Source organism: Clostridium sp. CS001, from assembly GCF_020443565.1.
Lineage (GTDB): Bacteria > Bacillota > Clostridia > Clostridiales > Clostridiaceae > Clostridium_AD.
This window is the reverse complement of sequence record NZ_JAIZZN010000037.1, coordinates 17,643-31,610: the sequence shown is the minus strand read 5'-3', so window position 1 is coordinate 31,610 and position 13,968 is coordinate 17,643. Positions and strand designations below refer to the sequence as shown.

Annotated in this window: 10 protein-coding genes, 7 tRNA genes and 1 rRNA gene; 17 read left to right on the top strand and 1 reads right to left on the bottom strand. The window is 31.0% G+C overall.

Annotated elements, in window-relative coordinates; all coding sequences use genetic code 11:
• From rrf to LGK97_RS17785, 17 genes are all read left to right on the top strand, one after another.
• Positions 1-111: ribosomal RNA gene (gene rrf, locus LGK97_RS17865) — 5S ribosomal RNA — on the top strand; the annotation flags it as partial.
• Between the two features lie 6 nt (positions 112-117).
• A tRNA-Ile gene (locus tag LGK97_RS17860) sits at positions 118-194 on the top strand.
• A gap of 3 nt (positions 195-197) precedes the next feature.
• Positions 198-274, top strand: a tRNA-Ala gene (locus tag LGK97_RS17855).
• 159 nt (positions 275-433) lie between these two features.
• Positions 434-928: an HDIG domain-containing metalloprotein gene (locus tag LGK97_RS17850; RefSeq protein ID WP_226261316.1), complete on the top strand. Its 495-nt coding sequence runs from the start codon at positions 434-436 to the stop codon at positions 926-928.
• A 136-nt stretch (positions 929-1,064) separates the two neighbouring features.
• Positions 1,065-1,583 (top strand): transcription repressor NadR, encoded by a 519-nt coding sequence (locus tag LGK97_RS17845; protein WP_226261314.1) that lies wholly within the window; start codon positions 1,065-1,067, stop codon positions 1,581-1,583.
• Positions 1,584-1,630: 47 nt separating this feature from the next.
• On the top strand, positions 1,631-2,794 hold the full coding sequence (locus LGK97_RS17840) for a DUF362 domain-containing protein (RefSeq protein WP_226261312.1): 1,164 nt from the start codon (positions 1,631-1,633) through the stop codon (positions 2,792-2,794).
• Positions 2,795-2,799: 5 nt separating this feature from the next.
• A complete protein-coding gene (locus LGK97_RS17835; protein ID WP_226261310.1) occupies positions 2,800-5,517 on the top strand; it encodes a UPF0182 family protein in 2,718 nt (905 codons plus the stop codon).
• A 279-nt stretch (positions 5,518-5,796) separates the two neighbouring features.
• Complete coding sequence (locus tag LGK97_RS17830) at positions 5,797-8,028, top strand: hybrid sensor histidine kinase/response regulator (protein WP_226261308.1); 2,232 nt, start codon at positions 5,797-5,799, stop codon at positions 8,026-8,028.
• A 150-nt stretch (positions 8,029-8,178) separates the two neighbouring features.
• Entirely contained in the window at positions 8,179-9,576 is a 1,398-nt protein-coding gene (locus LGK97_RS17825) for an NAD(P)/FAD-dependent oxidoreductase (protein ID WP_226261306.1), read from the top strand.
• Positions 9,577-9,589: 13 nt separating this feature from the next.
• Complete coding sequence (locus tag LGK97_RS17820; protein WP_226261304.1) at positions 9,590-9,856, top strand: DUF1667 domain-containing protein; 267 nt, start codon at positions 9,590-9,592, stop codon at positions 9,854-9,856.
• 27 nt (positions 9,857-9,883) lie between these two features.
• Positions 9,884-11,167, top strand: a complete 1,284-nt coding sequence (gene serS / locus LGK97_RS17815; RefSeq protein ID WP_226261302.1) for a serine--tRNA ligase — start codon at positions 9,884-9,886, stop codon at positions 11,165-11,167.
• A gap of 162 nt (positions 11,168-11,329) precedes the next feature.
• Positions 11,330-11,420 (top strand) — tRNA-Ser (locus LGK97_RS17810).
• Positions 11,421-11,452: 32 nt separating this feature from the next.
• Positions 11,453-11,543: transfer RNA gene (locus tag LGK97_RS17805), tRNA-Ser, on the top strand.
• Between the two features lie 186 nt (positions 11,544-11,729).
• A tRNA-Ser gene (locus tag LGK97_RS17800) sits at positions 11,730-11,820 on the top strand.
• A 31-nt stretch (positions 11,821-11,851) separates the two neighbouring features.
• Positions 11,852-11,942, top strand: a tRNA-Ser gene (locus LGK97_RS17795).
• 154 nt (positions 11,943-12,096) lie between these two features.
• Complete coding sequence (locus LGK97_RS17790; protein ID WP_226261300.1) at positions 12,097-12,612, top strand: GNAT family N-acetyltransferase; 516 nt, start codon at positions 12,097-12,099, stop codon at positions 12,610-12,612.
• A gap of 80 nt (positions 12,613-12,692) precedes the next feature.
• Positions 12,693-12,769 (top strand) — tRNA-Arg (locus tag LGK97_RS17785).
• A 150-nt stretch (positions 12,770-12,919) separates the two neighbouring features.
• On the opposite strand, the gene LGK97_RS17780 is transcribed toward LGK97_RS17785, so the two are convergent.
• The gene (locus tag LGK97_RS17780; RefSeq protein ID WP_319001586.1) at positions 12,920-13,960 is read right to left on the bottom strand and encodes a site-specific integrase; all 1,041 of its coding nucleotides are present in this window, start codon (positions 13,958-13,960) and stop codon (positions 12,920-12,922) included.
• Positions 13,961-13,968: the final 8 nt, after the last annotated feature.

Genomic DNA, 13,968 nt, shown 5'->3' with positions numbered 1-13,968 from the left:
GATTATGGCATGAAGGTAACACCCCTTCCCATACCGAACAGGTAGGTTAAGCTTCAATGCGCCAATGGTACTGCAGGGGTAGCCTTGTGGGAGAGTAGGTTGTCGCCAGGTAAACATGGATCTTTAGCTCAGCTGGTTAGAGCAATCGGCTCATAACCGATCGGTCCGGGGTTCGAGTCCCTGAAGGTCCACCATATGGGGGTATAGCTCAGCTTGGGAGAGCACCTGCCTTGCACGCAGGGGGTCAAGGGTTCGAGCCCCTTTATCTCCACCAAAGAAAACAGTCCAATATGGACTGTTTTTTTATTACGCCAAAAATTAGTTTTAAACTAAAATTAAATTTAATTTACTATAGATTTATTGAATAAAAAGTATTAGAATGTAAAAGTAACAATATATAATAATAGAATTTAAAAATGAAAGGGGCTTGATGATGTCACTATATAGAGTAAAGCAGTTTTACAGGTCAATGTTTGCGAGGCTTAATGATGAGGATGTAGATTTTCTTAAGATTCATTTAGAAACTCATGAACTTCAATTATTTAATCAATTACCAACTTATGATCAAAAACACTGTATAAATGTAGCTAAGGATTTAAAGTCAACTTGTAATCAAAGGATGTTACAATCAAAGGATTTGATAAAAGTTGCACTGCTACATGATATAGGTAAAATATATAATAGTATGAATCCAATAGATAAATCTATAATGGTTATAATGAATAGTATAACTAAAGGCAAGATTAAATCATATAAGAATATTAAAAATGTTAATGTATATTATAATCATGGTGATATAGGATATAACTTATTAGGAAAGTATGGATACGATGATAGATTTTTATTTTTAGTAAAAAATCATCATAATAATAGTATAGTAGAAGATATAGAATTAGATTTATTAAAGGAATGTGACGATAGAAATTAAGAAGCTATTTAATAGTTTCTTTTTTTTATACTTTACAACCTTTAAAAAGTATATAATATACAAGTGTAATATATTTTTTATTTTGAATTTGTAAATATATTATTGGAAATATTATTATATATATTAGGAGGCAAGCATGAATTCCAAGGACAGAAGAGAGTATATTAAAAACTTATTAATTAAAGATAATATTAAATATAAAGGTCAATTATTAGCGGAGCAATTAGGTGTTACTAGGCAGGTTATAGTAAAGGATATTGCAATTATAAGAGCAGAGGGAGTAAATATAATTGCAACTCCAGAAGGGTATTTAATAATGCCAAATGAAGAAAATAATTATGTGCGAAGAGTAATAGCAGTTTCACATACCACAGATGATATATATAATGAGCTTGAGTGTATTGTTAAATTTGGTGGTATAGTGGAAGATGTTACGGTAGAACACTCTTTATATGGAGAAATAAGAGCCATGTTAATGCTAAAAACCATTATGGACGTTAAGGAATTCGCAAAGAAGTTTGAAGAATCTAATGCTAAGCCTTTATCTTCATTAACTAAGGGAATACATTTACATACAATAAGAGCGGATAATGAAGAGATAATAGAGTGTATTATAAAAGAGCTAAAAGATAAGAATTATTTACTTTCTGATTAACTTATTTAGATATAATACTTTTCGTTAATAGTTAAGGGAGGATTATCATGGAAGATGTTGCACTTTTAAGATGTATGGAATACGATGTTGATCTAATAGAAGAAAAGTTACGCCAGGGTTTTAATTTACTAGGTGGACATGAATTTTTAAAGAAGTTAATACCAAAGGATAGCAAAGTACTTTTAAAACCTAATATGCTAAGTATTGAGGGTAAAGGGTCACCAGTAGTAACTCATCATGCTGTTTTTGAAGCAGTAATTAGAATTGTTAAGGAGTATTCGAGTAATATTAGCTTTGGAGATTCTCCTGGTTTTGGAGATTCAAGAAAAGCAGCAGAGAAATCTGGACTTATGGAGGTTGCGCTTAGATATGGAGTTGATTTTGAAGACTTCAAGGAAGTAGTGCATGTTACATTAGAAGAATCTCTGTTATGTAAGTCTTGGGACATTGCGAGGGCTGCTTATGAGGCAGATATTGTTATATCACTACCAAAGCTTAAAACCCATGCTATGGCTTATTATACAGGTGCTGTAAAGAATCAGTTTGGTTGTATACCAGGAACGCAAAAAGCAACTTGGCATACAAGAGTGCCTGATGCAAACAACTTTTGTAAGATGCTATTAGACTTAAATACTGCAGTAGGGACCAGTTTTGCTATTTTAGATGGAATAATTGCAATGGAAGGTAATGGACCTAAAAGTGGAGATCCATATAAGATGAATACTTTAATCATGGGTCAAAGTTTAACAGCTGTTGATTCTACTGCAGTTAGGCTTATAGGTTATGATAATCCATTAGATACACCTGTTTTAAAAGAAGCACATGACAGTAAGTGGGGAGCAGTCCTTCCAAAGGACATAAATATAATTGGAGAAGAATTAGATTCTATGAAAGCAAAGGATTTTAAGCTTTGTAGAAAGGGTGGTAATTTCCACTTTATAAACCCTCAAGTATCCAACTTTATAAGGGGAATGATAGCGCCAAATCCAACCTTAATTGAAGGTAAGTGTATAGGTTGTGGTAGGTGCGCTGAGGTGTGCCCAGAGAAACCAGCAGCAATTAATATGATAAAAAAGGGAGATATATTAAATCCCCAGTGGAATATGCATCAATGCATAAGATGTTTTTGTTGTCAAGAATTATGTCCTGTTGGTGCAATCGAAACAAGGTATTCAAGTTTAGGAAAATTGCTAAGATTAAATAAGAGGTGATTTTAATGAAAAGAAGCAAAACTATAGTCTTCATTATAGGGGCGCTAGTGCTAGTATTAATTACGGCTTTCTTAGGTAACATAGTTAACTTAGCTGTAAATATACAGTGGTTTAAGGAAGTAGATTATTTATCAGTGTACTTTACTAAATTAACAGCTACGTTAAAGCTAATGATACCAGTATTTATAGTAACTTATATTGGAATATGGACATATTATAAAACTCTTAAAAATAGTATTCTAAGATTCAAAAAGGTTTCAGAAGTAAACAAAACAAGAGAAAAGTTAGAAGGTAAAATTAGTGTTCTAATAAATATTATAATTTCTTTCATAATATCTTTTAGTTTTGCATCTAACTATTGGTATACAATACTGCAGTTTTCTAATGCTACAAGTTTTAATACTGTAGATCCATTATTTAAAAAGGATATTTCATTTTTTATATTTAAGCTCCCATTAATAGAATCGCTATACCAAACATTAGTAGTATTACTAGCAGTTTTGGTAGTTATTACTGTAGTAACATATATTATATTAACTGCAAAAGACCACATAGTATATGCTACCAAAGAAAATAGGTTTGCTAATTTTAAGGGATTTAAAAGTGGAATAACTAAGTTTGCAGGCAAACAGCTTGCCATAGTATCTTCATTAATATTATTTTTATTATCTTTAGGATATTTAATAAAGTCTTGGAATCTAGTATACTCGCCTAGAGGAATGGTTTTTGGAGCAAGTTATACAGATGTACAGGTAAGTCTTAGGTTTTATCAAGTAATAGCAGTAGCTTCTTTTATAGCAGCTATAGTTACTTTTATAAGCATTTTAACAAACAAAGCAAAGCCTGTGATTGCATCTGTTATTATAATTACTTTATTGATATTTGGAGAGAGTATGGCAGCAACTGTAGTTCAAAAATTTGCTGTTAAATCAAATGAAAAGACATACGAACAACCTTATATTCAATATAATATAGACAATACAAGGAAGGCTTTTAATGTTAGTAATATAGAAGAAGTGCCTTTTGAAATAAAAGATAATTTAACTAAAGAAGACCTTGCTTCAAATAAAGATACCATTAACAATATAAACGTTAATTCTTTCAGACCTGCATTAGAATTTTATAATCAATTTCAATATATGAGGTTTTATTATGGATTTAACGATATAGATATTGATAGGTACAGTATAAATGGCAAGTACAACCAGGTATTTATCTCTGCAAGGGAAGTCAATTTAGATTCATTAAAAGATAACTCAAATACTTGGCAAAACAGACATCTAGTTTATACCCATGGGTATGGTGTAGTTATGAGTAAAGTAAATTCGGTAACCAGTGAAGGCCAACCAGATTTTGTGATTAATAATATACCACTGGAGAATAAAACAGATATAAAGCTTGATAATCCAAGAATTTATTTTGGTGAGGGCACTAACGATTACAGTATAGTTAACACAAAGATTGGAGAACTTGACTACCCTAAGGGTGGAGAAAATCAGATGAATAACTATGAAGGAAAAGCTGGTATAAAGATGAGTCTTGCAAATAAACTTTTATTTGCAATAAATAAGAAAAGTACTAAGTTTTTATTATCCAAGGATATAACCCCAAGTAGTAAAATATTAATTGATAGAAATATAGTGCAAAGAGTAAATAAAATTGCTCCATTTTTAAGTTATGATAGTGACCCATATATAGTGATAAATGATGGAAAACTATATTGGATAATAGATGCATATACAACTTCCAATAGATACCCGTTTTCACAGCCACAAGATGGAGTAAATTATATAAGAAACTCAATTAAAGTTATTATTGATGCTGTAGATGGAGTCCCAGAATTTTATATAGTTGATAAGACTGATCCTATAGCAAATAGTTACCTAAATATATTTCCAGATTTATTTAAGGATTTATCAAAGATTCCTAGTGGGATAAAAGAACACTTTAGATACCCTGAAGGGATATTTAATTTACAATGTAAGGTACTTCAAAGATATCACATAACAGATCCAGGAGTATTTTATAACGGTGATGATGCATGGTCTATAGCAACGAGCCAGGAGAAGGTTGAAGGTGACAAGGTTATAAATGAGGCTTCTTATGCAATAATGAAGTTACCAAATCAGCCCAAGGAAGAAATGATTTTACTTGAATACTTCAACACTCAAGGACGAGATAACATGGTATCTCTTCTTGGTGCAAGGATGGATGGGGATAACTATGGAAAGATGGTTTTATATAAATTCCCACCAAAACAAACAGTATATAGCCCAACAATGTTTAAGCAAAGGATTAATCAAGACCCTGCAATATCAAAGGAATTGTCACTTTGGAATACGCAAGGTTCACAAGTTCAATTTGGTGAAACTTTGATTATACCAATTAAGAGCTCTTTACTTTATGTAGAACCTATGTATTTAAGAGCTAAAGGGGAAAAGAGTATACCAGAGATGAAAAGGGTTATAGTATCTTATGGCGATAAAATGATTTTAGCTAATAATATAGAGTCAGCGCTACTTCAGATATTTGATTATACTGATAAAAGTAATGTATCAAAGCCAGAGGATAAGTCAAATGTAGATATAAAAACACTTGAAGACATAAAAATAGCTAAGGACCTATATAATAAAGCATTAGAAGCTCAAAAAAATGGTAAGTGGGCTGAATACGGGACATTTATAAAACAGTTAGGTGATATATTAGACAAAGTAAGTAATTAAGGCAGATATTTTTTAATATACTTAAATAGATTTAAATATATCAATAAAATTAAAAAAATAATTAGTTTTTCAGGTAAGATATAGTACATCATATTAGCATAAAACGCTAACTTAGGGCATATATAATTGTATGTCCTTATTTTTATACTATAATAAAGATTATTATGTGTAAAAATGCATAAGACAGGATAAATACTGTATAAAACAAAGGAATTTGAAAAGAAATGTCGAATAAATGTATACAATGTGTAAGAGTAAAGAGAATATGAGGGGTATGTTATGAGGTGTATTAATAGTGATTTGAACAAAGATAATGAAAGTTCATTATGTATAGGTGTAGATGTTTTAAATATAAGTAGCTTACCTAAGACAATAAAAAAGTATATTTCTGATGCTCTTATAAACGGAGAAAGAATTATATTTTTTACAGAAGATATATTTTATGATGACATTGAGAACAGTTTTATGTTTTATGAGGATTTAACAAATGACAATACAGATAAAAATAGCTTTGACATAAAAACATATAGCAGTGCAACATTTGGTTATGAATGTGACGAGTTTCTAGATGTGCTTAACATTATTTCGCAATTCAACGAAACGCTAAGAATTGTATGGGACTTTAAGAATGTAATTAATAAAACTAAAAAATTAGAGGTTATAATTAAGTGTGTCGAAAGGATAATGCAGTGTTCAAAAGATAACGTTTCCAATATGGTATATGTTAGCGATGATATTTGCAATGATAAGAGATTGTATATATTTAGTAATTTATTTAAAAAGCTTATTATTAGAGATAAAAACAAAGAAATGGAGTTTATAAATCAAGATGAAATAGAAAAAGCATTATGGATGCTTCAATCTAATTTACAATTGAAATGCCAGAATAGAAAGTTAGTTTTATTTAATGACATCTCTTCAAATATACCTAAGGATACAGATGAAAATGGATTTAAGAAAATCATAATGGGTAAGATTAGTGATATTTATGATGTAGACTTTTGTATTTTGCATAGCTATACTAAAGAACGAGAAAATATAGCAATTATGGATAGTTGTTATGGTGTATCGGATAAGCTTAAACAGTATTTAATTAATGACCAAGAGGTAATTCAATATGTTAATAAAATTAATACAGTCGCATTAAACAGTAATCAACATATATTATTAAATTTAAGTGAAATAAAAAATGTAGAATTATTGGATAAACTTAAATTAATGGGTATCATAAGTTATATTGCTATTGCTGTGGAATATTATAATATTGCTAAAGGGGTAGTGTGGCTAGGTAGATATAAAGGTAGTAAAGAACTATCTAAGGATAACATAGAATATTTAAAATCCACATGTAGGACAGCCTTTTACCTTATCCAGGAACAAAAAAGATTTTCTGATATGCAAAACAAGCTAATACAAAATGAAAAGCTAAGAGCTATGGGTGAAATGGCTGCAGGAATAACCCATGATGTTAATAATATACTTACACCAATTTTAGGGTCTGTTCAAATTTTAAAGGATACAATTAAGGAAAAGGAAAATCTAAAGTTACTTAGCGTTATTGAAATCTGCGCATACGATGGAATGAATATTACAAATAAGGTTAAAAGATTAGCTAAAAAATACAATAGTGATGATCTGGAAACCTTTAGCATAGATAGTGTAATTTCAGATGCAATAGATTTAACCCAAAATAGGTGGTTAACAGAAAGTATTTTTAAAGGCATAAAAATAGATATAATAAAATCATTAGAATCTAGCGAAGTGGTTCAAGGAAATATAACAGAAATAAGAGAAGTATTTATAAATATAATAACAAATGCTATAGATGCAATGCCTAAAGGCGGAAAGATAGAAGTTATTACAAAAAATAAAGACAATAAGATTATTGTAGAAATAAGAGATAATGGAATGGGAATGGAGAGAGAGATTAAAAATAAAATCCTGGAGCCATTTTTTACAACAAAAGGAGATAATGGATCAGGGCTTGGATTGAGTATTTCTTATAATATAGTACTTTCACATAATGGGAGTATGAAAGTTGAAAGTAAAAAAGATGAAGGAACTTCTTTCATTGTTAAGCTACCTATATGTAAAAACATACACGAAAGTAATAAACAAACTTTAAGTTGTGTAAAGTACTCTATGGGGGATGTACTTGTCATTGATGATAATCCACAAGTAAGAGAAATTGTTTCTAGAATGATAAAGCTAATTACAAAATGCAGAGTAAAGGCGTGTGGATGTGAGAATTTAGATTCAGAGTTATCTAGAAGAAGATACGATATGATTATATGTGATTTTACTATGCCAAATATTAATGGATTGCAAGTTGCACAAAAGGTTAAAAACATAAACAAGCAAACATATTTTTGTCTTATGACAGGTTGGGTAGGATCTTTTAAGGATAAGGATATGGAAAATATTGATTTTATTTTAAGTAAACCTATAAATAAAGAGAGTTTAAAAAGTATGATTATTGATTATAATAAGAAATCATTAAAAGTTAAGTAAATTTAGATCTTAATAAGATATGGTGAAGAGAAGAATAGATATCTATTCTTTTTTTTAGAAGTTTTTTAAAGATACTTCACTTCATATTAAAAAAAAGGATATAATAGCAATGTGAAGTAAAATAGTTTTTGTTTTATGTTGGAGGGTAATATGGATTATGATGTACTTATTTTAGGCGGAGGTATAATAGGTTGTGCAGTTGCTTATGAAATCTCGAAATATAATCTTAATATAGCTATTATTGAAAAGGATTATGATATAGCAGATGATGTAGCGTTAATAAATACAGCTATGATATACGATGGTGTGGAAATTGAAGATACTTTAACTTCAAAGCTTGAACGTATGGGAAACAAAATGATGGATACTATTACTGCTAAGTTTAATGTTCCTTTTAAAAGGTGTGGGTCTTTAATAATTGCCCAAACTGACGAGGAAGTTACACGTATTGAAAAGATATATAGTAGAGCAATAGAGAGAGACATGAAAGACGTAGTAATATTAGAACCTGAATATGTATATGAAATGGAACCAAATTTAAATGTACATATAAAAAAAGCATTATATTCTAAAAATACAGGTGTAATTTGTCCTTTTGACTTAGCATTATCCTATGGGGAAGTTGCTTTTGATAATGGAGTAAAGTTTAAATTAGAAGAAGAAGTGTTAGATATTCAAGAGATATCAAAGGGATTTAGGGTTATTACCAATAAAAATAAGTTTACTTGTAAGATGGTAATTAACACAACCCCTTCGGAAAATTACAGTATAGTAAATGAAAAAAGATTAGAAGTAGAGGGTAATCAGGGAATATTAAAATATATACTTTTAGACAATAATGAAAAATCAAAGTTTTCCCATGCTTTATCTATGTATAATTCTAAAGGTGAAAGAACTTACACAATTCCGACCATGGAGGGAGATACAGTAGCTGCTATTAGCACAAAGGAAGACATTAGCTATAATGAAGTAGTAGATAGGGTATCTAAAATAACAAGTGGTGTAGAGGATATGGATGTTAAGATGTTTTTAGAATGGCCTTATTTTGATCAACCATTAATAATAGATGATAGTGGCATAGATAATGGTATTATTCAAATTAAGGGTAAACACTATGGTCAAGTTACAATGACTCCTGCTATAGCAAATATTGTATGTGAGAGCGTAGTTAGCAAGATGAAGTGTAGATTAAAAAAGGACTTCAATGACAAAAGAAGAGAGAATTATAAGTTTAGAGAACTGTGTGATGAGGAAAGAAAAAGGATTATTGAATTAGATAAAAATTATGGTAAAATAATATGTGGATGTGAAAAGATAACTGAAGGAGAAATTGTGGATGCCATAAGGAGACCTTTAGGTGCAAGAACAGTGGAAGGAATAAAGAGAAGAACAGGAGCTTGCTTTGGAAGTTGTAAAGGAGCGCATTGTTTAAACAAGGTGGTTTCCATTTTAGCAAGGGAAACTAACAAAGAAATTACAGAAATAGTTAAGGACTCAAAGAATTCTAATATTGTATTATATAGAATAAAAGAGTTTGATAGTATGTAGGAGATGATCTTAGTTGATAGAAGAAACTACTAGCAATGTTAACGAGGATGAAGGAATATTAACGACTTTAGTTAGAATAAAAGGTTCAAACTTATGCAATGTAGTTCCAGTAAAAAGTAGTAAACCTATTAAAAAGAAATTATGGATTGACTGTTCAAAAGCATTAAGTAGAATACATGTAGGTCCACCTGTAAAAATAGGGGATATAGTATGTAATAATATACTTAATACTAGGGTTGATATTATTTGCACAAAAAATATTGAAAGAAATATAGAGTAATATACTTATATAAAAGGAGGAAAAGTAATGTTAGATTTAAAAAGAATAAGAAACAATCCAGAAGAGATAAAGAAGTTAATGGAGGATAGAGGGGAAAACTTTGACTTAGCAATAATTGATGAGGTTGTAGCTCTTGATAAAAGAAGAAGAGATATATTAATGGAGGTTGAAGAATTAAAAAATAGAAGAAATACTCAATCAGCACTTATACCTAAGCTTAAAAAAAGCGGAGAAAGTGTAGAAGAAATTATGTCTGAAATGAAAAAACTTTCAGATGATATAAAAAACTTTGATGTTGAGTTATCTGAAGTTGATGAAAAGATTGAAAACATTATGCTGCGCATTCCAAATATACCTAATGAGAATGTACCAAACGGAAATACAGATGAAGATAATGTTGAGGTAAGAAAATGGGGTGTTCCAAATAATTTTAGTTTTGGAGTTAAAGCTCATTGGGATTTAGGAATAAACAATGATATTTTAGATTTTGAAAGAGGCGGAAAGATCACAGGCTCAAGGTTCACAGTATATAAGGGACAGGGAGCAAGACTTGAAAGAGCATTAATAAGTTATTTTTTAGATTGTCATGTGGACAAAAACGGATATACAGAAATACTGCCTCCATACATGGTTAATAGACAAAGTATGGTTGGAACAGGTCAATTACCTAAGTTCGAGGAAGATGCCTTTAAAGTAGCTAATACAGACTATTTTTTAATACCTACAGCAGAGGTTCCTGTTACAAACATATATAGAGATGAAATATTAAATGGACAAGAATTACCTATAATGCATGTTGCTTATAGCGCTTGCTTTAGATCAGAAGCAGGTTCGGCAGGAAGAGATACTAGAGGCCTAATAAGACAACATCAATTTAATAAAGTAGAACTACTTAAATTCACAAAACCAGAGGATTCTTATGCAGAACTTGAAAAGTTAGTTTTAGATGCGGAGTCAGTACTGCAAGGACTTAAACTACCTTATAGAGTAGTTAAGATATGCAAAGGCGACCTTGGCTTTACGGCTTCATTTAAGTATGACATTGAGGTTTGGATGCCAAGTTATAACAAGTATGTTGAAATATCAAGTTGTAGTAATTTTGAGGACTTCCAAGCTAGGCGTGCAAATATAAGATATAAAGATGAACAAAAGGGTAAACCTAAGTATATCCACACACTAAATGGATCAGGGGTTGCTATAGGAAGAGCACTAGCTGCAGTACTTGAGAATTATCAAAATGAAGATGGAACAGTAAATATTCCAGAGGTTTTGATACCATATATGGGTGGTAAATCAGTAATTTCAAAATAAACTAGCAAATAAACAACTTCAATATTGAAATTTGGAGTTGTTTATTTGTATAAAGTTATAAAATAAGAAATTGATTGAAATTGGTGAAATTTTAGAAATATACCTAAAGTATGTTGACAGAAATTAATAATGCTGATATAATAAATCTTGTCGTTAGGACACGGAGGGATGGTCGAGTTGGTTTAAGGCACCGGTCTTGAAAACCGGCGTACGTGTGAGCGTACCGTGGGTTCGAATCCCACTTCCTCCGCCATTTTTTTTTATAACGAGATAAAAATTAGCTATGGAGAAATACTCAAGTGGCTAAAGAGGCGCCCCTGCTAAGGGCGTAGACCGGGTAACTGGTGCGAGGGTTCAAATCCCTCTTTCTCCGCCAGAAACATCTAACAATTGTTAGGTGTTTTCTTATTTTCATAGATAGATTGATTTATTAAGGGATAAAAATATCACCATTTAAGACGATTAAATTAATAAATTAATAAATTAATAAATTAATAAAGTTTGATAAATATATTGACAGAATATAAACATGCTGATATAATAAAACTTGTCGTTAGGACATGGAGGGATGGTCGAGTTGGTTTAAGGCACCGGTCTTGAAAACCGGCGTACGTGTGAGCGTACCGTGGGTTCGAATCCCACTTCCTCCGCCATTTTTTTTATAATGAGATAAAAATTAGCTATGGAGAAATACTCAAGTGGCTAAAGAGGCGCCCCTGCTAAGGGCGTAGACCGGGTAACTGGTGCGAGGGTTCAAATCCCTCTTTCTCCGCCAGAAACATCTAACAAATTGTTAGGTGTTTTCTTATTTTACCCGTTAAATTATCATCTATGATGCTGTAATATAATAAAAAATAATTGTAAATTTATTGAATTGATCATTATTAAAAGGTATAATTATAATATTAAGGAAGTAAAGAGGTGAAAATATGCTAAAGGGTAAATTAGTATTACTTAGATGTGTTGAGAGAAGAGATATAAATATATTCTACGATATTTGGAGTGATGAAGAGGTTAGAAAACTTGATGGTAACTTTGTGCTACCTCCATCTAAAGAAGATGTATTAAGTAACTTCAACAAATTTGCTAACATTGACAAGAAACATCTTAGCATTGTAAATGAAAAAGGAGTAGTTGTAGGATATATAACTTATTTAGAGGTTAAAGATGCCAAGAATGTATACGTGCTAGGTATAACTATAGGTCCTAACTTTTGGAATAGAGGATATGGGCAAGACTCCATAAAGGCTTTATTAAAACACTTATTTATGGATATGGCTGCTCATAGAGTAGAGCTAGAAGTGCTGGCTTTTAATTTAAGAGCAATTCAGTGTTACAAAAGGTGCGGTTTTGTTGAAGAAGGAAGGAAGAGGAAGACTTGCTTTTCAGATGGAGAATACAGGGATGTAGTCATTATGGGGATTCTTAAAGAGGATTTTATATAATTGGGTGTAGGACCCATTATTTTAGCTTCTTGACAGTTGACTCTTAATATATAGTATGATATTATTGTAATGATGTTTATGCGTTGGTAGCTCAGATGGATAGAGTAGCTGGCTACGAACCAGTTGGTCGCAGGTTCGACTCCTGTCCGACGCACCATAACAAATGCAAGTATCTCAAGGGTTTGAGGTACTTGTTATTTTTTTACTGTTTATTGTGAAATATCGAATTGGTGTTTATTTGGTGTTTATCAATATAGAAAAGTAATAAAGGTTACTATACATTACGAAAAGAAAGCAGAGATTTATATTATCTCTGCTCTTTGTTTTTGTTACTTTTATTAAATAGATTTTCAAGTTTATCCGCTGCTGCTGTATCAGACTTTTGTAAGCTGTGGCTATATATATCCATAGTTGTTGAAGTTCTGGCATGGCCTAGTCTTTTAGATACAGTACTTACATCTACATTCTGACTAATTAATAGGGTAGCTGAGGTATGCCTTAGGCCATGAAAATTAACCTCTCTAATCAAATATAATTCTTTATCTTCTTCTCTAATGGTATTGTCACCCATAATAGATTGATTATGCCTTCTTATAAACTTTAAGAACCACTTTGATATTGTGCTTGGGAATATATGTCCTCCGTTGACTCCTGTAAACAAGCAATCTGTTTTGTTCCATAGGTTACCTTGACTTAGTTTTTCGGCGTTTTGCCATTTCTTATATTCTTTCAATAGTTCTATGACTGATGGAGGAATAGAGATTACCCTAGTATTTTCAGTTTTCGTAGATTTTACAAACGTCTCTCTTCCAGGCAAATGTTGTAATGATTTATCTATCCTTATAAGGCATTTATCAAATTCAATATCACTCCATGTTAGAGCAGTTAATTCTCCTTCTCTCATACCACCATATATGGCCAGTATAACCATGGTTCTATATTTTATAGGTTCATGTTCAATTAAGTTAAGGATATATTCAACTTCCTCAATATTATAATGTCTAGCTTCTTTTTTAGCTATTTTAGGGGCTTTGACACGTAATGCAGGATTATTTAATATAAATCCCCATTGTAAAGCTGATGTTAAAATACTTGAGATTAATCTATGATGATGGAGGATTGTTTTTTCGCTTAATCCGCCCTGTTTACCATCTTGTCTAATACCATCTTCGCGTAAGTTATTATAGAAAGCTGTTAAGTGTGTTGGTTGAATATAAATAAGCCTTATATGACCAAGGGCAGGAGAGATCCTTTCTAATAGCCTTTTATATTCTAATAAAGTCTTTGGTTGTAAATTAACATTAGCGTAGTCTGTAAACCATTTTTGAATAAACTCTTCAAAGGTTATTTTTTCAT

Excerpts from the sequence above, each read along its gene's own strand:
- LGK97_RS17850 (WP_226261316.1), top strand. The coding sequence starts at position 434 with ATGTCACTATATAGAGTAAAGCAGTTTTACAGGTCAATGTTTGCGAGG.
- LGK97_RS17845 (WP_226261314.1), top strand. The coding sequence starts at position 1,065 with ATGAATTCCAAGGACAGAAGAGAGTATATTAAAAACTTATTAATTAAA.
- LGK97_RS17840 (WP_226261312.1), top strand. The coding sequence starts at position 1,631 with ATGGAAGATGTTGCACTTTTAAGATGTATGGAATACGATGTTGATCTA.
- LGK97_RS17835 (WP_226261310.1), top strand. The coding sequence starts at position 2,800 with ATGAAAAGAAGCAAAACTATAGTCTTCATTATAGGGGCGCTAGTGCTA.
- LGK97_RS17830 (WP_226261308.1), top strand. The coding sequence starts at position 5,797 with ATGAGGTGTATTAATAGTGATTTGAACAAAGATAATGAAAGTTCATTA.
- LGK97_RS17825 (WP_226261306.1), top strand. The coding sequence starts at position 8,179 with ATGGATTATGATGTACTTATTTTAGGCGGAGGTATAATAGGTTGTGCA.
- serS (WP_226261302.1), top strand. The coding sequence starts at position 9,884 with ATGTTAGATTTAAAAAGAATAAGAAACAATCCAGAAGAGATAAAGAAG.
- LGK97_RS17790 (WP_226261300.1), top strand. The coding sequence starts at position 12,097 with ATGCTAAAGGGTAAATTAGTATTACTTAGATGTGTTGAGAGAAGAGAT.